Raw genomic sequence first — 20743 nt, 5'->3', positions numbered from 1 at the left:
GGTAGGAACGCGGACGGGGCCGACGGGACCGCTGGCCGGCCTCTGTCGGCGGGCAGTGGCATCGACGGGGACTGCCCTCCACGTCCCGTACAGGGGCGGAGCCGCTATTGGCTTCCGCTGGACACTGCGGCGACGGCCCGGGCAAGTGTCACCACGCGTTCGGCTTGGACACGGGCTGCTTTGCGAGTGAGGTCTCCAACCGGTGTGGTGCCGCCGTTGTCGTGGTGCGCTGTCCCGTAGGGGTTGCCGTCGACGAACTTGTCGGGGTGGGTGAATCCGGGTGCGACGACGATTCCGCCGAAGTGGTGGAAGGAGTGCATCAAGGCCAGCAGGGTGGACTCGTTGCCTCCGTGCGGGCTGCCCGTGGAGGTGAAGCCGCTGTAGACCTTGTCGGCCAGTTCACCCTTGCGCCAGGCACCACCCAGGGTGTCGAGGAACTGCTTGAGCTGGGCGGAGATGTTGCCGAACCGCGTCGGTGACCCCATGACAACGGCGTCTGCCCACACCACGTCCTCGACATCGGCCATCGGGATCTCGGCCGTTGCCGCGGCGTGGGCGGCCCAGACCGGATTGGATTCGATGGCGCTCTGGGGTGCCAGTTCCTGGACCTTGCGCAACCGGACCTCGGCGCCCGCCTTCTCGGCCGTCTCCGCGATCTCGCGGGCGATGTCGGCGACATGCCCCGTGGCGGAGTAATAGATGACGGCGACCTTCACTGTGTTCCTCATGGCAGCGATCACCAGTCCGCCAGGTGCAGCACCTTCACCGGCTCCTCGAGCCTCGCCTCTGTGCCGGTGGCAGGGTAGGCGAAGGCCCGGTTGTAGTACACGAGCGGCGTCCGGTCGTCCGTATATGTGTCCACCACGCGGCCGATGAGGATGCTGTGATCACCCGCGTCGACGATGGAGTACATCGAGCAGGCGACGCGGGCGCAGGCACCGTGCGCCCCGGGCAGTCCCAGCTCGCAGGTCTCCATGTCACCCGCGGCGAACCGGTCGACGCCGGACTGGGCGAAACGCCGCGCGACCGCGTCCTGGCCATGCGCGAGGACGTTGATCAGGAAGCGGTCGGCCGAGGTGAACGCCTCGTGCGTGCTGGCGGTCTTGTTCAGACAGACCAGGACGAGAGGCGGGTCCAGGGAGACTGAACTGAACGAATTGGCGGTGAATCCCCAGCGCTTGCCCGTGCCGTCGATTGTCGTCACCACAGTCACCGGACCGGGAACCCTGGCCATGGCATGTGTCAGAGCTGTGCGTTCCATCGTGTCATCTCCGGTTCTTCGCAGGTCAGGGCTGGAGTCGGGTCGCGTGCCACCCGCGGTCCTGGCGGTCGTAGCGCAGCCTGCGGTGCAGTCGCTGGGAGTCGGCGCACCAGAACTCCACGGCGACGGGGGTGAGCAGGTAGCCGACGAAGCGGGCCGGGCGCGGCAGTGAAGTACCGGTGGCTCCCAGGCGGGCTGCCTCGGCGCGCAGGTCGGCCACGGCAGCCAGGCCATCGAACGGATCGCTCTGCCGGGAGGCAGCGGACATGGCGTGCATGGGGGTGGGCCGGCCGAACCAGAGTGCGTCGGATTCTGCGTCGCCGAGCTGTGACACCGGGCCGGAAAGGATGAGTTGCTGTCCGGTCTCCCGCCAGTAGAGCAGGCCGGAAGCCCATCCGGTGGCGGCCAGTTCGCGGCCCTTCTGGCTGGTGCTGTGGCTGGGGAAGACCAGCCCTCGGTCACTGACCTCGGTCGGGAAGACGATGCGGGTGGAGGCCCGTCCCTGGCTGTCGGAGGTCGCCAGGGCAAGCGCGCGGGGCTCTCGCACGCCGCGCGCGGTGGCCTCGGCGATCCACTGGTCGACGAGCGGCATCGGGTCGGGCGGGGGATTGTCGTACTCGGGGAAGTCGATGTCGACCTCGCCGGTGAGGCTTTCGAACTGGCTGGTGTGCATGTGGTCCTCGCTAGACGTAGAGAGTGCCGCGGGCTGCGATGGCGCCGTGGCCGCCGACCTGCACGCCCCGGACGTGCTTGCCCGTGCCGCCTGCGGTCGCCAGCATGAGCGAAGGGCGGCCCATCTCGACTCCCTGGAGGATCTGGAGGCTCTCGCCATACGCGCTGAGTCCGTGCCGGGCCAGGTGAATGGCGAGAGGGCCGGCGGCGGAACCGGTCGCAGCGTCTTCGACCACCCCGTAGGCGGGTGAGAACATCCGTGTCCGCCAGTGAGTTCCTTCACCCGCGAAGCAGTTGGCCGCCATGTCCGGGAAACGGCTCAACGCCCGGTGGTCCGGTCGCAGAGCCGACAGCGCGGCCACACTCTCCAGCCCCACGAAGACGTGCCGGGGACCGTTGCGGTAGACCTCGACCGGCGCCGTGGACTCCGTGACGCCGAGCGCCTCCAGGAGTTCCGCGCGGTGCTCGTACGGCTCCCATGTCGGGATCGGCTGCTCCATCCGCACGGCCGGTATGCCCTGGTCGTCGTGGAGCTCGAAGGGGATGAGGCCCATGGCGGTCTCCAGGAGGAGCCGGTCCTTCTTGAGGGTGTGGCCCAGGGCCACCGCCGTGCCGAGCATGGGGTGGCCCGCGAACGGCAGCTCGTTGACGGGGGTGAAGATGCGGATCCGAGCGTCACCGCCCTGCTCCGGCGGCAGGACGAAGGTGACTTCGGAGAGGTTCATCTCCCGGGCGATGCGCTGCATCAGCTCGGCGGTCAGGTCGGCGGCGTCGAAGAAGACGGCCACGGGATTGCCTTCGAGCGGTCGGCGTGCGAAGGCGTCGACCACTATGTATTCGTGCACGGTGTCTCTTCCCCCTGTGTGGATGTGGGCGACGCCGTCGGCGGCGCGAACACGGGCCCAAGGCCCTGCAACTCGCGTAAGGCGTACGCTCCTTCGACCGTGGCTTCGACGTCGAACCTGGTCCGGTGAGTGGGCGGGCGGCCGATCAGTGCCGCGGCACGGTTCGCCGGCAGGTCGGCCGGACGGTCCGACTCCCAGAGCATCACCGCGCCCCAGCGGTTGTGCTGCCTGTCCGCCATCCAGAACTTCAGCCGCAGGCCCGGCACTTCGCGCCAGGCGTCGACGGCGCCGTCCCGCAGGTGCTCGCGCAGGGAGTCGATGGTCTGCGGGGAACCGTCGAGCTCCCACCAGGCGATGTCAACCCACACGGTCGAGCACCTCCCGGATGGCCTGCCCGACGATGCGCGGCCCGTCGACGGTGAGGACCGACTCGGCGTGGAACTGCATCGAGGCGAAGCCGGGGCCGCGCAGCGCGTGCACGTGACCGGTTGTCTGGTCACGGCTCACTTCCACCGGCCCGATCCCCTCGATGTCCAGCTTGTCCTCGGTGCTGCGGGCGGCGAACGTGTTGTAAAAGCCCACCCGTTCGCGGGAGCCGAACAGGTCGATCTCCCATTGCACGCCCTGATTCGGGACATCCCGGCGGACGAGGTCGAGGCCGAGGGCCAGGCTGAGCACCTGGTGGCTGAGGCACACGGCGATGAAGGGGCGGCGTTGCCGCAGCAGGCCGTCGATCGCCGAGCGGAGATGACTGATCTTGGGGTCGTCGGCGGCACGAGGGTCGCCGGGGCCGGGTCCCATGACGACGAGGTCGTAGCCGTCGAACTCGTATGGCTCGTCGAAGCGGTTGACCGTCACGTGGACGCCCTGCGCGCGGAGCTGGTGTCCGATCATCGCCGTGAAGGTGTCCTCCGCGTCGATGACCAGTGCCTTCAGTCCGTCCAGCCCGGACACCGCGGGCCGGCGGCTCGCGCTGTCCTGCAGCCAGAACTCGGCGATGCCGGTGTTGCGGCGGCTGAGGGCGGCGCGGACGTCCGGATGCGCCCCGAAGCGGCGGGTGCGTCCGGCTTCCAGGGCGGCGAGGAGCCCCGAAGCCTTGGCGCGAGTCTCCGCGACCTCGAAGACCGGGTCGGAGTGACGCACCAGCGTCGCGCCCACACCGATGCGTACCCGGCCGTGTGCGTCGATGTCGGCGGTGCGGATGAGGATGGCCGAGTCGAGTGAACGTTCACCGCTCACTTCGCGGCCGATGAGCGCGGCCACACCGCTGTAGTAGCCGCGGCCTTCGGGTTCGTACTTCCGGATGACACGTGCCGCGCTTTCCAGCGGGCTGCCCGTGACGGTGGGGGCGAACATCGTCTCGTGCAGGATGGCGCGCACGTCGCGGTCGGTCCGGCCCTCGATGAAGTACTCGGTGTGGGCCAGCCGGGTCATTTCCTTGAGATACGGGCCCAGGACCCGGCCGCCGCCCTCGCAGATGCGGGCCATCATCTTGAGTTCCTCGTCGACGACCATGTACAGCTCGTCGGTCTCCTTGCGGTCCGCGAGGAACTCGGTGACGCCCTCCAGCGTGGGGCCGGCCGGCGGATAGCGGTAGGTGCCACTGATCGGGTTCATCACGGCCGCCCCGCCGCTCACCGAGATGTGCCGCTCGGGTGTGGCGCCGACGAAGGTGCGGTGGCCGGTGTGGATCAGGAAGGTCCAGTATGCGCCCTGCTCCCGTTCCAGCAGGCGTCGGAAGAACGCCAGTGCGCTGTGGAGCGAGTAGTCGCTGATGTCGGCCACGAAGGAGCGCTTGATGACGAAGTTGGCGCCTTCGCCGGTGCCGATCTCCTCCGTGACGACACGTCGTACGGTCTCGGCGTACCGCTCGTCGTCCACGTCGAAGCCATGGGCCGTCAGGTGTGTCGGCGTGTCCGGCAGGCGTAAGAGGATCTCGGGCACCGACACCCTGCTCTGGCTGTTGATCGACAGGGCGATGATCGGTGCACCGTCGTCGGGTGCGGTGAACCCCCGCTCGGTGATCTGCCGGTACGGCACCACGACCAGGACGTCGTGCTCGGCCTGCGGCGATGCGGGCCCCACCTCGGTGAGGGGGATGTCCGCCAGGGTGCGGGACTGTGTCACGTCGCCGACAAGGACGTCGACGGTGTCCGGCACCCCGCACTCCGGCCGGTGCAGCAGAGCGAATGCGGAGGGCTCCAGGTCCAGGACGCTGCCGAGCAGATCGCCGCGATCCCTGCTGTTCATGCGAACACCTCCGTGGAGGGAACGACCATGGCGCAACGCTGGGCGGCGTAGTCCAGTGCCAGCCGGTGATGGTTCTCGGAGAAGTCGCCGACGGCGTCGGCAACGAGGAACGTCTGGATGTCATTGGTGAAGGCTTCCAACGCCGTGGCCAGAACACCGACGTGCGCGTACACGCCGCACAGGACGAGTTGGTCGCGGCCCGAGGCCCGCATACGCTCCAACAGGTCCGAACGGAAGAAGGCGCTGTACCTCCACTTGGTGAACGTCCAGTCGCCCTCGGCAGGGGCCAGTTCCGGCGTCACTTCCCGGTCGGCCGGGTCTGTGCGCATTCCCGGGCCCCAGAAGTCCTTCAGCAGCCCTCGCTGCTCGTCGGTCATCCGCCCGGGCTGCGCGGTGTACGCCACGGGCACTCCGAGCGCTGCGCAGCGCCCCCGCAGCATGGCGGCGTTGTGGACGAGCTCGGTGCGCAGGGGGTTCGGCAGGGCGTTGAGGAAGTAGCGCTGCATGTCGTGGACGAGCAGGACGGCGCGCTCCGGGCGCGGCGCCCACTGTGCCAGGTTCTCGGGCAGGCTCTCCGCGGTCGGCAGGGGATACGACACGATGGGGGGTAGGCCGGCCATCGGGCAGCTCCTTTCAAAGCGATGTGGCCGAGACAGCAGTGGTGTTCACAGAGCGTCGGACCAGGCCGTGACCAGGGAGACAGCCTGCCGTGAGTTGAGGCGGGGGTCGCAGAAGGTCGTGTGCCGGCCGCCTACCGAGCCGAGCGCGGACGCGTCGGCGAAGCACTCCGTCACGTCGTCCGGGGTGGATTCCAGGTGCAGTCCGCCGGCCACTCCGCCCGCCGCCGCAACCGCGCGCCGGAACCCGGCGACCTCTCGAGCCAGGGTGGTCAGCAAGCGGGTCTTCTTACCGTCCGGTGCGGTGATGGTGTTGCCGTGCATGGGGTCGCACAACCAGATCACGGGATGGCCCGCGGAGCGGACCGCCGCCACCAGGGGCGGCAGGCGGTCACCGACGGCATCAGCGCCCATACGTGCGATCAGAGTGAGCCGGCCGGGCTCTTTGAGCGGGTCGAGCCGCTCGCACAGGGACGTGATCTCTTCGGTGCTCATGGTCGGGCCGACCTTGCAGGACACAGGGTTCACGACGTCGGCGAGCAGCTCGACATGGGCGCCGTCCAACTGCCGGGTCCGTTCGCCGATCCACGGCCAGTGCGTGGAGCCGAGCCAGCGCCTGCCGTCCCCGACCTCTCGGATCATCGGGACTTCGTAGTCCAGGAGCAGGGCCTCATGGCTCGTCCACACCAGGGGTTCGATGCTCGGCCACGCGCGCAGGGCCGGTGCGCGCCATCCCAGGTGTTCCACGATGTCGCCCGCCGCCATGTACCCGGTGAGGATGCGCAGCGGGTCCGGCTGCCTGCCCTCCAGGTCGGGTTCCGGGCTGTTGACCATGTGCCCGCGGTACACGGGCAGGACCAGGTCGCCGACCTGCTCGAAGGAGTTCGACCGCGGCTTTGCGAACTGTCCCGCGATGCGCCCGACGCGCAGGACGGGCTTGCCGGTGACCATCTTCAGCGTGGTGGCCAGCAGGTCAAGGACGGCGGTCTTGCGCCGGACGTGCTCCGCGGTGCACTCTTCCGGGACCTCCGCGCAGTCTCCCGCCTGCACCACGTGTGCTTCGCCTGCGGCGACGGACGCGAGCAGCGACCTGAGCGTGTGCACGTCGTCCACGCGGACCAGCGGCGGGCGGGAGCTGAGGATTTCCCTCACGCGCTGGACCTGTGAAAGATCGTTCCATTCGGGTTGTTGCAGGGCTTTCGCCCGCTGGACGTCGGTTACTGCATGTCCCACGACTGTTCCCCCGTCGGACGGAGAGTATTTACGACCGGATTGTGACGGCCCGCATGCACGCGGACGGCCTGTCAGGTGGGGATTCCCTCGCGTTCGACACGCGGGACGTCGATTCCCAGGGAACGGAACTGCTGGCACGGATTCATGAACTCGCGCTGCTGCTTGATCTTCCCGTTTTCGAACAGGAACGAGTGGATGAAATGATTGCGGTAGCACCCCTCGGGATAACCGGGGAAGAGGATCTTTCCTTCGCCGTCGCATTCGACCCAGAAGCGGTTGGGGTCCTGGGTGTCGAAGATCTCGATATTGATCCAGGCCCAGTCGGGGAAGCACTTGAGCGACCAGACGGCGTGTTCCCCCAGCCGGTCACGGCCGCGGATCACGATCGGTTCGCCGCTTTCCGTGGTCCACAGGCCGCCGACGCCGTCCTCGGTGAAGAGGAGGTGCCGCCGGAGCCGGTCTTCACCGCGGGTGTTCATGTACTGCTCGACGATGGCGCGGTTGTGGGCGCGCAGTTCGGTCTCGTCGGTGGGTATTCGGGGCTCTGCCATGAGTGGTCCTCTGCTGTGGGGGGGGATCGGTACGGTCGTCTCGGTTCAGACGATGAAGCTGATGTCGCGGGGGTCCTGGCCGACGAGGGCACGGCCGTAGACCTGCTCGGGGATGCCCATGCCGAAGCCGGCGTGGCGACTGCCGACGTTGATGTCGCGCCAGAGTCGCTGGAGCGGGTTGGCCTCGTTGAAGGCGGAAGAGCCGTGAGCGGTCAGCAGGGTGTCGACGGCTTCCCGGCACAGTCGGCCGACCTGGGCGGACTCCAGCCGGTTACGGGCTCGCACCGTCAGGTCCGTGTTGATGCCGGCCCGGGCGTACTCGTCGACGGTGTCGGCGATGCGGGCCGCGATCAGCTTGGCCGTGTCGATCTTCGAGGTGGCGTCGGCGAGATCGAGCTGAAAGGTAGGCGACTGGGTCTGGTCGTGGTAAGTGGAGCCGGCCACGGGACGCGTGGGGCCCTTGTCCTGTACGAAGGCGAGCGCGGCCTCGGCACCGCCGATCAGTGAGCCGATCAGTCCGATGGCGAACAGGCCGGTCAGGCTGTTGCGGTACGGCAGGTCGGGGTCGACCACGCCGTCGGTCTCGCCGTTGAGGATGGGCACGTAGGGCACCAGCCGGTGGCTGGGTACGAAGAGCCGGTCGGCGACAACGGTGTTGCTGCCGGTGCCGCGCATCCCGGCGAAGTGCCAGGTGTCCTTGACGGTGAGCTCGTCGGACCGCATCAGGGCGAACTGGATGTCCGGCCGGCCCTCGGCGGTGGGTACGGCGATCAAAGCGCTGATCCACTGGGCGTGCAGGCAGCCTGAGACGTAGGCCCACTGACCGCTGACGACGACGCCTCCGTCGACGTGCTCGACGTCCTGCGCGGGGAGTCCCAGGACGAGGGCGCACCGGGCGTCGGGGTCCTCACCCCACACCTCGTCTCCGGCGGCCGGGGGAAACAGCGACGCCACGAAGTTCCCGGCGTTCAGAACGCCCGCGATCCAGGCTGCGGAGCAGCATCCGCGGCCGAGTTCGATGGCGACCTCGAGCAGAGTGCGCATGTCCGTCTCGTAACCCCCGTGCCGTCGTGGGGTCATCAACCGCATGAGACCCGCCTCGGTCATGGCGGAGACGACGCTCGGGGCAAGACGGCGCTCGCGTTCGCATTCGACGGCATGTTCCGACAGCAGCTCCCGTAGGCCTTCGGCCCGCTTCACGAGCTCGGCGCGGTCAGGGGCCTGTACGGCGGCAGAAACCACCGGATTCGACATTCCGAATCATTCCCTTCGGTTTTCTCGACGCTCGAACGCTAGGACTCCGGAAGTGCGGGAGTCAAGAATGAATTCCCCTTCCGTAGGGAATTCAAGGAACCACGAAAAGGCATGGATTCACCTGCACGGCAGCCTTCATGGCCCCGTGTTCGCGATTTCCGAATATTCACCGCCTGGAAAGGCGGATCACATCTGTTGTCGTGCCTCCACTCGACCTCGGCGCCGCAGGTTCCCGAGGACGACCCGCCCGATCGTGGCGGGCCTGAGCAGAATCGTGGGGGGAGAGAGCAGCGAACTGACTTTGACGAACTCCTGCGTGAGCGCCGAGTCGCGTTCTGCCGCACTCATGAGCCGGCCGAAGTACGCATTGGTGATGCGGACCGGGAGCGGACGCGGGCCGGCGACCTCAGGGAGAGCGAGGTCGCTGCCGACGGCCATCTGCCAGGCGACCTCGATGCGCCGTGCGGCCGTTTTGAAGAAGCGGCGTGGCAACTGGTCCGTGCCCTGGGCGAGAGCCTCCTTCAGTGCTCCCGCCTGCAGTGCGGCTGCGGACATCCCCTGGCCGTAGACGGGGTTGAAGCTGCAGAGCGCGTCGCCGAAGACGAGCAGTCCATCGGGGAAAGGTTCCAGCCGTTCGTAACGACGGCGCACGCTCGCCGGATAGCGGTGCGCGACTGGGTCGTCCATGGGCTCGGCGGCACAGAGGGCCTCGAAGACGTCCGGGGGGACGATGGCCTTGGCGAAGTCCAGGAACCCGCTCGGGTCGATGGGTGGGTGATGACCTGCGTAGCCGATCAGGGTCAGCATCCAGTGGTCTTCGCCGTGCTGGAGAAACGTTGCACCGGTAGGCCGTCCCGGGCACGCCCCGACGATGACGACCTTCCTCCGGCCGAGAGAGCCCGGCGCCACCCTCAGGTTCCGGCTGACGTACTTGATGTCGACCGCGATCCGGTCCTCCCGCGGCTGTTCGTAGCCCAGGTCCGCCAGCCATCGCGTGGTGCGTCCACCGCGGCCCGTCGCGTCGACGACGAGATCCGCAGCGAGCTCCCGCTCCGCTCCACTCACGCGGTGCACGACGCGGACACCTTTGACGTGTCGTCCGTCCGAGGTGCTGAGGAGCCCGGTTGCCTCGCACTGGTCGAAGATCTCGAGGTTCGGCAGCCCCCGCAGCCGATCGCGGACTTGGCATTCCAGCTGTGGCCGGTTCGGCTGATAGGTGGGGATGGGGTCCGCGTAGCGGCCCTCCTGGCTCAGCAGGTGGCCTCCCGGCGCGAAGTGCATCTCGGTGGGTTGCCGGACCACTGGCACGCCGCTCGCCTCGAAGTCCTCGAGCAGACCCGGGAACATCTCCTGGAGCCATTGGGTGCCGGCGGGCAAAATCGCGTGCGCGTGGCGGCCCTGCGGCACCCCGCGCCGGTTCTCGTCCGTCTCCGGCAGCTCGTCGCGGTCGATCAGCGTCACCCGGTCGAACGTGTCGGACAGCACCCGCGCGGCGAACAGCCCACCGATGCTGGCCCCCAGCACTACGCAGTGGCTGCCCGGCGTCCCCGGGGAAGGTGTGGCGGGGCGGCTGTTGCTTCGCGCGGGATGCTCCTGGGGGGCGTGCGGGTGTGCGGTGTCGTCAGACATGCGTATCCTCCGCTGTCCTTGGCGGTCTGGTGAACGTGCTGCAACAGGCCACGGCGGCCAGACCCGATGGCACGCCGGACGCGTGGCGGCGAAGTGATCCGGGCCGATCGCCGGGGAGCCGCGAGCCGCGGGAGAGAGGTCGATGACCGCGGAGGAGAGGACGGGGGCGGTCTGCGCCTCGGGAATGTCGTTCTGCTCTCCGCCCCGAATGCTCTCGACAAACAGGGACGCCGCGAAATGCTCGGCGTGGGGCACTGCCCCGAACCGGGCCGTCAAACGGATCGAGCGGCCGAATTCCGTGACGGTTTCCAGCCATGTCGGCATGCCCGTCTCGTAACCTTGAAGCTGCCACACGGCGGCAGGCGGCAGCAGTTCCGCGTGGGTTGTCGACGAGATGACGCGGACCAAAAAGGGCCACTCATGATCACACTGCACAGCATCCCCCGTAACGAATCCGGCAGTCCTGCAAAACGCCGCGCCGAGAACGGAATTTTGCGTTCCGGATTCCGCTTCTTATCGACCCTGGGAATTTCCTGTCAAACCATGGGAGAGCCGGCGGAGCCAGTGAGCGTGCCGGTCGCCAGCCAGCACGCCGGGAGCGGCGCCACCGTGCGCCCATGCCCGATGCGGGGGTCGTCGCCCGCATACACCTCCGCCTGCCAGCCGTGACCGCCCACCCAGGTCTTGAGGTCGTCGCGAGCGGAGAGCCAGGAGGCGCCCTGCTCCTCGACCCGCTCCCGCACGGGCCGGCCCTCTTCCTCGAGCATGGCCGCCTTGAGATGCTCCAGCATGAGCTGGCTTCCCGGTGCGGACAGCTCGGTGAGACCGGCCAGGATCGCGTCTCCCGCAGCGTCGGTCAGGTACATCAAGAGACCCTCGACCAGCCAGACCGTCGGCTGTGATGGGTCGAAACCCGCAGCTCGCAGCGGTGACTGCCAGTCCTCTCGCAGATCTGCGGCCACCCCGCGGCGCTCGCACGCGAGGGTCAGGCCGGACTGCTCGATCAGAGCCTCCTTGAACGCGGTCATCTCCGGCAACTCCACTTCGAACCAGCGCGTCCCGGCCGGCAGATCCAACCGGACGGTGCGCCCGTCCACTCCCGCGGCCAGGGTGACAACCTGGCGGATCCCGCGCTGGACGGCAGAGAGCACCTCGTCGTCGAAGAACCGTGTGCGCACAGCGAAGTACGTGGGGAAGCCGCGCGCGCTGGTGTGGGTCTGCTTGATCACCTCGGCCACGTCCGCCAGCACCGGGTCTTCCGCCAGCGCCGAGAGCATCGCAGCGGCGAGGGGATCCCGGAACAGCGCATCCGGACGGTCGCTTTCCAGTTGCCGCATCCACGCGACGAAAAGTGCGGTCTGTCCAACTCCAACCGAAGGCGTCTTCAGCTCGACCATAAAATCCTCCCCAAGACGAGTTCAATTCGTCGGAAAAAAGGCGAGTCCGCCTCGATGGACACCCTCATCCGAAAATGCCCACCGAACTGGCTTGATGTTTTCCTTGGCGGATGGATCGGGAAGAGAACGAAAGGCATCCTGCCCGTTCGCTGCACGCTTACCAACTATGCACGAGCTCTATGCTCGAACGTTGAACTGATGGAATTCTGTGGGCCTCTCGGGCTGCGATGGTAGCGTCCTCTGCGTTATCTTCAACTTTATTCCACGGAGCAGGCCCCCACTGAAGGATGTGTGCATGCTCGACGAACTGGACCGTGCGCTGATCCATGCGCTGCACATAGACGGCCGCGCGCCCTTCAGCCAGATCGCCGCCGCCCTCGACGTCTCACCCCAGACCATCGCCCGCCGCTACCGGCGGCTGCGCGACGAGGCGTCGTTACGCGTCGTCGGGCTCGCCGACCCCCACCGAGCCGGCCAGACTCAGTGGCTCATCAGACTCACCGCCGCGGCGAGCTCCGCGCAGGATCTCGCGCACGCCTTGGCCCGTCGACCCGACACGTCGTGGGTCAAACTCACCTCCGGCGGCACCGAAATCGTCGCGATCATCCATGCCCCCACCGACGCCGCTGCCGGTAACTCCCTGCTCTTGCGCGACATCCCACGCACCAACAACGTCACGGCGGTGTCCGCTCACTGCCTGCTGCACATGTATCTCGGAGGTCCCACGAACTGGCGCCGCAGCGCCGACGCCCTCAACGAGGAGCAGCAGCGCATCCTGCTGTCGCACGAGGTGGCGGACACCGCGTACGTCCCCGTGCCACGTCAACTCAGCGACGGGGATGTCGATTTGCTGGTCGCACTGCAGAAGGACGGGCGTGCCAGCCACGCGGAACTCGCCGCGGCGACCGGCTGGTCCCCCGTCACCGTCGCGCGCCGCCTGGCCGATCTGCAGGCGGGCGGAGCCATCTTCTTCGACGTCGAGGTCGACACCGGGCTGTTCGGCGCCAACACCAGGGCACTGCTGTGGATGTCAGTGAGCCCCGCGCATCTGGAACATGTGGCGACGACCCTGGCGGGTCACGACGAACTCGCCTTCGTCGCCGCGACCACCGGCCCCACCAACCTCGTGGCCCAGGCGCTGTGCAGTGACCCTGCCGACCTGCATCATTACCTCGCCCGTCGGCTCGGCTCCCTCGATGCGATCCATACCCTCGAGACCAGCCCGGTGCTGCAGAACGTCAAGGCGGCAAGCCCGATGATCACGGACCTTGCCCGTACCCGACGGGCGGCTCCGGGTGCGCGCGTACGGCTGTGAAGGCGTGCGTCCCCTTGCACACGCCGATGCGGCGACCGTGCGGCCGCCGCAGGGAGTGCTCAGGAACGAGGCTCGATCAGTGATGTGCTCCGTCCTTGTCCGAGGCGTCCTTCTCGATCATCAGCCTGCTGCCGGCGAAGCTCACCACCACCAGCGCGACGGCAACCCAGAAGGCGACCTGGACCGCGTGCAGAGACGCCGCAGGACCACCGGGTTCCGCGCTGTTGAGGTAGACGCTGCCGAGGACGGCGACCCCGAGCGTGGCACCCAGCTGCTGGAGGGAGTTCAGCAATCCGGCCGCCGACCCGATCTCCTGCGGCTGCAGCGGCTTCAGGGCGATGGTGAAGAAGGCGGGGCCGAAGAGGCCGACGCCCAGGCCGATGACGCCCAGTGCGATCAGCAGCGGCTTGGGGTAGGCCGTGGGGTCCGCCGTGTTGTACACGGCGATGGCGGCCAACGCGCCGACCAGGAGCACGGCGAGGCCGAGGGACATCGTGTGGTGCCCGTGGCGCTGCACCAGGTAGGCACCGGCCACCCACGACGCGATGGCCAGGCCGACCGACCACGGAGCGAGCGTCAGCCCTGCGTTGAGTACGTCGGTGCCGAGTCCCAGCTGAAGCTGGAGCACGATGACCATCATCAGACCGTTCGTCACCGCGAAGAAGGATGCCGACGTCATCAAGGCGGCCGGGAAGCTCCGATGCGCGAAAAGGCTCGGCTCCACCAGTGGGCTGCGGCCGTCCGCTGCCACGCCGCGTTGGTGCAGTCCGAACACGACCATCACGATCAGCCCGGCCGCGATGGCCCCCCAACTCCACCCGGACAACGCGGCGATGTCGCCACCGATGAGGGGGTAGACGATGAGCCCGGTACCGATCACGGCCAAAAGTGTGCCGGTCATGTCGAGTGTCGGCCGCTTCGGAGCGCGGTTTTCCAGGATCTTGGGGGTGATGGCCAGCACGACCAGCGACACGGGGACGTTGACCAGGAATGCCGCGCGCCAGGACGAGCCGAACAGGTCGGCATGGGTCAGGACGCCGCCGAGCACCGGACCGCAGACCGCGGCAAGGCCCATCACGGGGCCGATGCTGCCCAGCGCCTTGGACATCTCGCCGCCGGAGAACATGGTCTTGATCAGACCGATGGTCTGGGGAATGATCACGGCCGCCGATGCTCCCTGCACCACACGGAAGGCGATCAGGAGCCCGACCGAGGGTGCCAGGGCACACGCGGCGGACGCGAGCATGAATCCCGTGACGCCGATGACGAACACCCGCCGCCGGCCGGCGATGTCGCCCAGCCGGCCACCGGTGATCAGCAGCACCGCGAACGGGAGGGTGTAGGCCGTGGTGAACCACTGGATGTCGGACACCGACCCGCCCAGGTCGCCATGGATCGCCGGTGCGGCGACCTGCACGATGGTCGCGTCCAACAGGTTCATGGCCTCACCGAGCAGCAGGGCGGCGAGCGCCAGCCACCGCCATCGGTACGCCGCTGTGGGAGTCGGCGCAAGCACGCGCTCAGCACTCATCGGGGTTCCTCTCCACCGTTGTCGACACGCCGACTCGAGCCCCATGGGATCAGGGCATCGAGCTCGACCACGGCTCAGCGTGGAGGGACTGATCGGGGAGATTCCAGCCAGAGCGGAGAGATGGAAGATTCCTTCCGTGGCGGACGCCCGCGGTGGCGATTTCCCACGCGACGCCCCAGGGCGGGCAAACGGCCGTCGCTGCCGTGGACGGGACGAGCAGTCCGGCTCGCAGTGTGCGCTTCCTTCACCCAGCCGCCTCGGATGGAAGAAATGTGCCAGTACGGCACCGCGGCTGGAGTCAGGGGTGTGATCACCGCACGCTGGGATCCCTTGGTCACCCCGCGTGCACCAGGGCTTCACATCCATACGTCCTTCCTGCTCAGGAGCATGAATGGCAGCCCTGCCCGCCACCCAGCGAGAAGTCCGCCTCCTTGCCAAGCCCAATGGGCTTCCACGGCTGGAGCACTTCACTCTCGTCGAGACACCCCTGGCCTCACCGGGGGAAGGCGAAGTACTGGTCCGCAATCGCTTCTTCCAAGTCTTCGCCACGCTGCGCCTGCTCATCGCGGCTGTCACGCAAGACACGCCGTTCCCCGTACTCAAGCCCGGTGACCCCCTGGTCGGGGCGGCGGTCGGCGAGGTCGTCCGCGCCCCGGAGGGCAGCGCGCTGCAGCCGGGCGATCTGGTCTCGCACGGGCTGGGCTGGCGCGAGTATGCCCTCGTACCAACGGGCGAGTGTGCACGCCTCGACGACGAGGCGCTCCCCGACCCGATCGCTCACCTTCAGCGGGGCTGGACGGCCTATGCGGCGTTGACGCGAGGGGTCGAACTCCGCCCCGGGGACACGGTGTTCGTCTCGGCGGGCGGCAGCGGGATCGGCGCGATGGCCGGGCTGATCGCCAAGCGGCTGGGCGCCGGCCGGGTCATCGCCAGCACCAGCTCCCGGGAGAAGGCCGACCGTCTCGTGAACGAACTCGGTTACGACGAGGCCGTCATCCGCGGTGCCGCACCCCTCACCGAACAGTTGGCGAAGGCCGCACCGAACGGCATCGACGTCTTCTTCGACAACGTCGGAGGCGAACAGTTGCAGGCCGCTGTGGAGGCAGCACGTCCGGGCGCACGGTTCATCCTGATCGGTGCTCTGTCCGGACAGCTCTCCGAGTACGGCACCGGAACCGAGGCCCCCGTCCAGCTGGACTCCATGCTCCTCATCCGCAAGCGGATCGTGATGCGTGGCTTCAGCTCGGACGACTTCGACGGCGAGGAGGAGTGGACCGAGAGGTTCGGTGCGTGGCTTCGAGCGGGGGACATGGTCTTCCCCCACGCTCGGATCAAGGGCCTCGAACACGCCCCTCAGGCTCTGTTGGATGTGATCGACGGGCGGCACGTCGGTGCCGTCATCGTCGAGCTGTAGCTCCGTACTCCGTTCGTACGCAACTCCGGTGCGTCGGGCGGCGGTTCCGCACCTCCGCCCGGCGCCCACCCTCACCTCATACGCCGAGAAGGAATCACCATGCCGCGAGCCACCACACAGGTCCTCGACCTCCCGCTCGATGTCCGTCCCGAGCCGGACGAACTGATCCAGGCCGCCATGGAGTGGCACTTCAATCCCGATACCGGCTCCAGGTTCTGGCTGGAACGTGCCAAGACCCTGCCCTTTGATCCCCGCAGTGACGTCCGCACCCACGAAGATCTCAAGCTCTTCCCCAACGTAGCGGCCGAACTGCGCGACGTCCGTGCCGAAGACCTGATACCGCGAGGTTACGGCCAACGCCCTGACGTCATCGGGGTGTTCGAGAGCGGCGGGACCACGGGAGCGCCCAAGCGAGTCGTCCTGCTCCAGGACTGGCTACAGCGCATGGTCCACTGGAGCAACACCAACCTCGATGCCCACGGCTTCCCTGCCGGCGCCGACTGGCTCGGCCTCGTCCCGACAGGCCCGCACATCGTCGGTGAGTGCTTCCGCAGGTCCGCGACCAGCCACGGCCGCCATGGATTCACGATCGATCTCGACCCCCGATGGGTGAAGAAACTGATCTCCGGCGGACGGGGCGCCGATGCCGACACCTACGCCGAACACCTCATCGACCAGGCCGCGTTCGTGCTGCGCACCCAGGACATAGGCGTTCTGACCATCACGCCCCCACTGCTGGAGCGCATCGCACGACGGGACGACCTGGCCGGACTGGTCAACGAGAAGGTCCGGGCCATCCGCTGGGGAGGCACCCAGCTGGATCCCGACTCTCGTTATCTCTACAAGACCGAGGTCTTCCCCAAGACGGTCCTGTGCGGCAACTACGGCAGCACCATGATCCTTGGGTTCGCCGGTGAGCGCCCGGGCCTCCCGGAGGACGCAGGCTGTGTCTTCGACTCCTACAGTCCCTACGTGACATTCTCGGTCGTCGATCCGGAAACGCTCCGACCGGTCGCATACGGCGATCGCGGCCGCGTCCTGGTCCACCACATCAGCAAGTCGTTCTTCCTGCCCAACAACCTGGAGCGGGATGTGGCAACCCGGATCGAGCCCCTGGCCGGACAGATCGGCGACGCGGTGGCGGACATCGCTCCGGTGGCGGCCTTCGAGAACGAAACCGTGATCGAAGGAGTCTACTGATGCCGAACCCCCGCACCGATGCACCGCAGCTCGACGCCCTCGGGCCTCAAGGCCAGTTCAGGGCTCGCAACCGCATGCCCGTCCACGATGTCGCGGGCCAGGAGGTCGCCCAGCTGAGCCTGGTACCTTCCCTGTTCGTCGACCGCACGATCAAGGCCCTGCACCGGGCCTCCACTCCCCCCATCGACGACCGGATCGGGATGATCGGCCGGGCCGCCGAGTTCTTCGCAACCGCCACGCTGGGCGGCCAGTCGGTCGAGGAGTACGAGTACCAGGTCAGTCGGGTCGGCGGGATACCGATCTCCGTGGTGCGGGCGACCACTCGAGTCATCGCCGCCCGGATGAGGAAGGCCCACTACAGCGTGGAACACGCCCGGCCGACCGGAGCGGTGACGCGATGGGACGACCCGCTGACCCGCACCGGCCGTGCGGTGTGGGCACGACGCGGGAGTGTCTTCGCCGTGCACGCGGCCGGCAACCACCCCGGGCCGCACAGCCTCTGGCCGGAGGCGCTCGCGCTGGGCTACCGCGTCGCGGTCCGGCCCTCCCGGCGCGAGCCGTTCACGCCGCATCGGCTGGTCACGGCACTGCGCAGCGCGGGCTTCGGCAACGACCAGGTGGCACTGCTGCCCACCGACCACGCCACCGCGGACGCCTTGCTGCGGGGCGCCGACCTGGGGCTGGTCTACGGCGGCGACGACGTGGTGCGCAAGTACGCCGCAGACCCGTCGATCCTCCCGCAGGGCCCGGGCCGGTCGAAGATTCTCCTGACCGAGGAGATGGATTGGCGCAGCCATCTCGACACGATCACCGATTCGGTGAGCGGCAAGGGCGGCGCCGGCTGCGTCAACACGACAGCCGTATTTGTGGAGGGCGACCCGACCGCGCTCTGCGAGGCGCTCGCCGAGCGCCTGTCATCGGTCCCCAGCCGGCCTCCCGAAGATCCCGAGGCGGTCTTCCCCGTCCAACCGCTCGCGACGGCCAAGGCGTTCGAGGCACACCTGCTCAACAAAGCGTCGGGAGCCAAGCCGTGGCTCGGCGGTGATGGCATCATCGCCGAACTGGGCGACGGCAGCGCCGTACTTCGCCCCGCCGTCCACCAGCTCGACCGGCCCGATGCGCCGCAGGCTTCCGTCGAGCTCCCCTTCCCTTGCGTATGGGTCGCTCCGTGGAGCCGTGAAGCAGGCATCGCGCCGCTGAGGAACAGCCTCGTCCTGACAGCGATCACACACGACGCCGCGCTCGTGGAACGGCTGGTGCAAGAACCGTCCATCAGCAACGTATACATAGGAGATCACCGAACACACTGGATGGAGTCCGGCATGCCACACGACGGCTATCTCGCCGAGTTCCTGATGCGCTGCAAGTCGGTGATCAGGGACTGAGTTGCTGCCGGACCCGGGTCCAGACCGAGCGGAGTACCGATGTGTGCAGGCATCGCCCCCCGGGGGGCTTGCCACGCCTGCCACGCGGTGCGTGAAGGATGGTGTGCGAATGCTCGACGACCTCGATCGTGCCTTGATCCATGCGCTGCACATCAACGGACGCGCCTCCTTCACACAGATAGCCAACGCACTGGCGGTTTCCACTCAGACGGTCTCCCGTCGGTACGACAGACTGCGCGAGCACGCCGCGCTCCGAGTCGTCGGGCTGCCCGACCCCCACCTGACGGGGCACGAGCAGTGGCTGCTGCGGCTGACCGCCGCCCCCGAGACCGCACTGGATCTCGCCCACGCCCTGGTCCGGCGCCAGGACACATCATGGGTCTACCTCACCGGTGGCGGCACGGAGATCGTCGCGGTGCTCGAAACCCCACTCGGCATGGCACACGGCCACTCCCTGCTCCTGCACGAACTGCCCCCCAGCATCGGACTCACCGCGGTATCCGCCCACCATCTGCTGCACACGTACGTCGGCTGGCGCACCCCCTGGCGCATGAGCGCCAACGCCCTCACGCCACGACAACAACGTCTATTGGGAGGCGCGAAGATCACTGACTACAGCGCGCCCCCACCCCCGGAGCGGTACCGGCAGGTGAAGCTCTCCCCCGCAGACCACGCCTTGATGGACGCCTTGCGACACGACGGCCGAACCAGCGTCGGTGTTCTCGCTACCACCACAGGCTGGTCACCTGCGACGGTGTCGCGTCGGCTGGACAGCCTCCGCGACTGCGGAGCGATCTTCTTCGATGTGGAGATCGACCCCGCACTCCTCGGGGGCAGCACCAAGGTCCTGCTGTGGATGGCCGTCGCTCCCGCCCATCTCGATGAGGTGGCCACGACGTTGGCCCGTCATGACGAACTCGCCTTCGTGGCCCACACCACCGGCCCCACCAACCTCGTAGCTCACGCCCTGTGCAGGGACAGCGCAGCGCTGTACCACTACCTCACTCATGGCCTGGGCGCCGTAAAGGCAATCCGCACCCTGGAGACAGCGCCTGTCCTGCGAACCCTCAAAGCCGTGGGCACAATCGCTTCCACGCCCACGTCATCCCACCACGGTTAAGGGGGCCGATGTCTCTCTGCCGTTCTGAGACGGCCGTACCCAGAGGGGTACTGTGCCGCGTCGGCCAGGGTTCCGGATTTGCGGAGGCGGTCGGGGCTTCTCACAGAACATGTACATGCCCTGGATCGGGCAGTCATCCACAAGGGCGAGTCATGGGCGCGGACGCAGCCCCACCAGTACTACGTCGGCGATGGTCTCGGCGAGGCCGTCGGGCAGCGGGGCCGATGTGCGCTTGGCGAGGCCGCGCCCACGAATCGCCTCGAACGTGATCACCAGGTCCTCGCGGACCGACGTGCCGGGCAGCGGCGGCTCGGGCTCGTCCATCGCACCGAATACGTCGACGAACAGCTCCTCCTTGCCCTTCCAACGCCGGTAGATGGTCGCCTTGCCGACGCCCGCGTGCCGGGCGATGCGCTCGATGGACAGCTCGGCGAGCGGAACGCCCTTCCCCAGGAGACGCAGAACGCTCTCGCAACCTCAGTCCGAGACCCCCAACCGGCTCGCGGCGTGCCATCTCGCTCGATGAGGGCGCGGCGGCGGGTCGGCCTGGCACGAACGGGGCCGCCACGATCGCGCCGAGTACAGCGGCACCGCCGAGCCAAGCGCTGTGATGGCGTGGAGGAACGCGTCCTGAGTGGTCGGGGCAGTCAACGACCGTACCGGCGGCGCCCAGTTGCTCCGCCGCGCCGAGAGCCGTCTCGATCGGTTCACCTGCCGCCTCCCGCGCACCTGCGGGCACCACGCCGAGGTGATCCTTGATGCCGTTGTGGTGCACGGTGGACAGAACCGAGCCGAGCACCGCGATGCCCAGAGCGCCGCCGATCTCTCGGAAGTGTTTGGAGCCCGGAGCCGAGCCGGCCTTCTCACGGGGCCCGGCTTGCATGATGGAAACGGTAACGGGCGGCATGATTGCGTCATGCCCGCGCCGTGGACGAAGAAGACGACCGTCGCCTTCCGTGGCAAGTTTCATTGGGGCGGTTGGGGCCCCCCCCGAGCGCGCGAGGGGCACCCCCCCCCGCAGAGCTTTTGGACCGGCCCCGCGGGAGAGCCAAAAAAAGAAACCCCCACC

At 68.0% G+C, this 20743-nt stretch carries 18 protein-coding genes and 1 pseudogene; 5 read left to right on the top strand and 14 right to left on the bottom strand.

Features of this window, described 5'->3' with window-relative positions; all coding sequences use genetic code 11:
- Positions 1–104 precede the first annotated feature (104 nt).
- The 12 genes from wrbA to AB0I98_RS45880 form a co-directional block, all read right to left on the bottom strand.
- Positions 105–728: an NAD(P)H:quinone oxidoreductase gene (wrbA, locus tag AB0I98_RS45935; protein ID WP_362952042.1), complete on the bottom strand. Its 624-nt coding sequence runs from the start codon at positions 726–728 to the stop codon at positions 105–107.
- Positions 729–736: 8 nt separating this feature from the next.
- Positions 737–1234, bottom strand: coding sequence for a flavin reductase family protein (locus AB0I98_RS45930; RefSeq protein WP_362952046.1), 498 nt, complete (start codon positions 1232–1234; stop codon positions 737–739).
- A gap of 52 nt (positions 1235–1286) precedes the next feature.
- On the bottom strand, positions 1287–1934 hold the full coding sequence (gene phzG, locus AB0I98_RS45925) for a phenazine biosynthesis FMN-dependent oxidase PhzG (protein WP_362952041.1): 648 nt from the start codon (positions 1932–1934) through the stop codon (positions 1287–1289).
- A 10-nt stretch (positions 1935–1944) separates the two neighbouring features.
- Entirely contained in the window at positions 1945–2778 is an 834-nt protein-coding gene (locus AB0I98_RS45920) for a PhzF family phenazine biosynthesis protein (RefSeq protein ID WP_362952040.1), read from the bottom strand.
- The gene (locus AB0I98_RS45915; protein WP_362952039.1) at positions 2763–3146 is read right to left on the bottom strand and encodes a hypothetical protein; all 384 of its coding nucleotides are present in this window, start codon (positions 3144–3146) and stop codon (positions 2763–2765) included. Before AB0I98_RS45915 ends, AB0I98_RS45920 begins: the two co-directional genes overlap by 16 nt.
- A complete protein-coding gene (locus AB0I98_RS45910) occupies positions 3136–5028 on the bottom strand; it encodes an anthranilate synthase family protein (RefSeq protein ID WP_362952038.1) in 1893 nt (630 codons plus the stop codon). The genes AB0I98_RS45915 and AB0I98_RS45910 overlap by 11 nt, the downstream gene beginning before the upstream one ends.
- Positions 5025–5648 carry an isochorismatase family protein gene (locus tag AB0I98_RS45905; protein ID WP_362952037.1) on the bottom strand — a complete coding sequence of 208 codons (624 nt, stop codon included), beginning with the start codon at positions 5646–5648 and terminating at the stop codon, positions 5025–5027. The genes AB0I98_RS45910 and AB0I98_RS45905 overlap by 4 nt, the downstream gene beginning before the upstream one ends.
- Positions 5649–5693: 45 nt before the next feature.
- Positions 5694–6878 carry a 3-deoxy-7-phosphoheptulonate synthase gene (locus AB0I98_RS45900; protein ID WP_362952036.1) on the bottom strand — a complete coding sequence of 395 codons (1185 nt, stop codon included), beginning with the start codon at positions 6876–6878 and terminating at the stop codon, positions 5694–5696.
- Positions 6879–6949: 71 nt separating this feature from the next.
- Positions 6950–7429, bottom strand: coding sequence for a PhzA/PhzB family protein (locus tag AB0I98_RS45895; RefSeq protein WP_362952035.1), 480 nt, complete (start codon positions 7427–7429; stop codon positions 6950–6952).
- 45 nt (positions 7430–7474) lie between these two features.
- Positions 7475–8683, bottom strand: a complete 1209-nt coding sequence (locus AB0I98_RS45890) for an acyl-CoA dehydrogenase family protein (protein WP_362952034.1) — start codon at positions 8681–8683, stop codon at positions 7475–7477.
- Between the two features lie 186 nt (positions 8684–8869).
- Complete coding sequence (locus AB0I98_RS45885) at positions 8870–10312, bottom strand: FAD-binding monooxygenase (RefSeq protein ID WP_362952033.1); 1443 nt, start codon at positions 10310–10312, stop codon at positions 8870–8872.
- A gap of 536 nt (positions 10313–10848) precedes the next feature.
- Positions 10849–11709: an SAM-dependent methyltransferase gene (locus tag AB0I98_RS45880; protein WP_362952032.1), complete on the bottom strand. Its 861-nt coding sequence runs from the start codon at positions 11707–11709 to the stop codon at positions 10849–10851.
- Between the two features lie 295 nt (positions 11710–12004).
- On the opposite strand from AB0I98_RS45880, the gene AB0I98_RS45875 reads away from it, so the two are divergent.
- A complete protein-coding gene (locus AB0I98_RS45875; protein WP_362952031.1) occupies positions 12005–13024 on the top strand; it encodes an Lrp/AsnC family transcriptional regulator in 1020 nt (339 codons plus the stop codon).
- A 76-nt stretch (positions 13025–13100) separates the two neighbouring features.
- Here the strand turns inward: AB0I98_RS45875 and AB0I98_RS45870 are convergent, their stop codons facing one another.
- The gene (locus AB0I98_RS45870) at positions 13101–14555 is read right to left on the bottom strand and encodes an MFS transporter (RefSeq protein WP_362952030.1); all 1455 of its coding nucleotides are present in this window, start codon (positions 14553–14555) and stop codon (positions 13101–13103) included.
- Between the two features lie 391 nt (positions 14556–14946).
- Here AB0I98_RS45870 and AB0I98_RS45865 point away from each other — a divergent pair, with 391 nt between their 5' ends.
- The 4 genes from AB0I98_RS45865 (at position 14947) to AB0I98_RS45850 (ending at position 19674) form a co-directional block, all read left to right on the top strand.
- Positions 14947–15969, top strand: coding sequence for an NADP-dependent oxidoreductase (locus AB0I98_RS45865; protein WP_362952029.1), 1023 nt, complete (start codon positions 14947–14949; stop codon positions 15967–15969).
- A gap of 99 nt (positions 15970–16068) precedes the next feature.
- Positions 16069–17169, top strand: a complete 1101-nt coding sequence (locus AB0I98_RS45860) for a phenazine antibiotic biosynthesis protein (RefSeq protein ID WP_362952028.1) — start codon at positions 16069–16071, stop codon at positions 17167–17169.
- Positions 17169–18554 (top strand): aldehyde dehydrogenase family protein, encoded by a 1386-nt coding sequence (locus AB0I98_RS45855; protein ID WP_362952027.1) that lies wholly within the window; start codon positions 17169–17171, stop codon positions 18552–18554. The genes AB0I98_RS45860 and AB0I98_RS45855 overlap by 1 nt, the downstream gene beginning before the upstream one ends.
- 109 nt (positions 18555–18663) lie before the next feature.
- Positions 18664–19674 carry an AsnC family transcriptional regulator gene (locus tag AB0I98_RS45850; RefSeq protein ID WP_362952026.1) on the top strand — a complete coding sequence of 337 codons (1011 nt, stop codon included), beginning with the start codon at positions 18664–18666 and terminating at the stop codon, positions 19672–19674.
- 195 nt (positions 19675–19869) lie between these two features.
- Here AB0I98_RS45850 and AB0I98_RS45845 read toward each other — a convergent pair.
- Positions 19870–20136, bottom strand: a pseudogene (locus tag AB0I98_RS45845) (helix-turn-helix domain-containing protein); the annotation flags it as partial.
- Positions 20137–20743: the final 607 nt, after the last annotated feature.

This window comes from Streptomyces sp. NPDC050211, assembly GCF_040656035.1.
GTDB lineage: Bacteria > Actinomycetota > Actinomycetes > Streptomycetales > Streptomycetaceae > Streptomyces.
The sequence above is the reverse complement of the archived record's forward strand: the minus strand, read 5'-3'. Positions and strand labels throughout refer to the sequence as shown.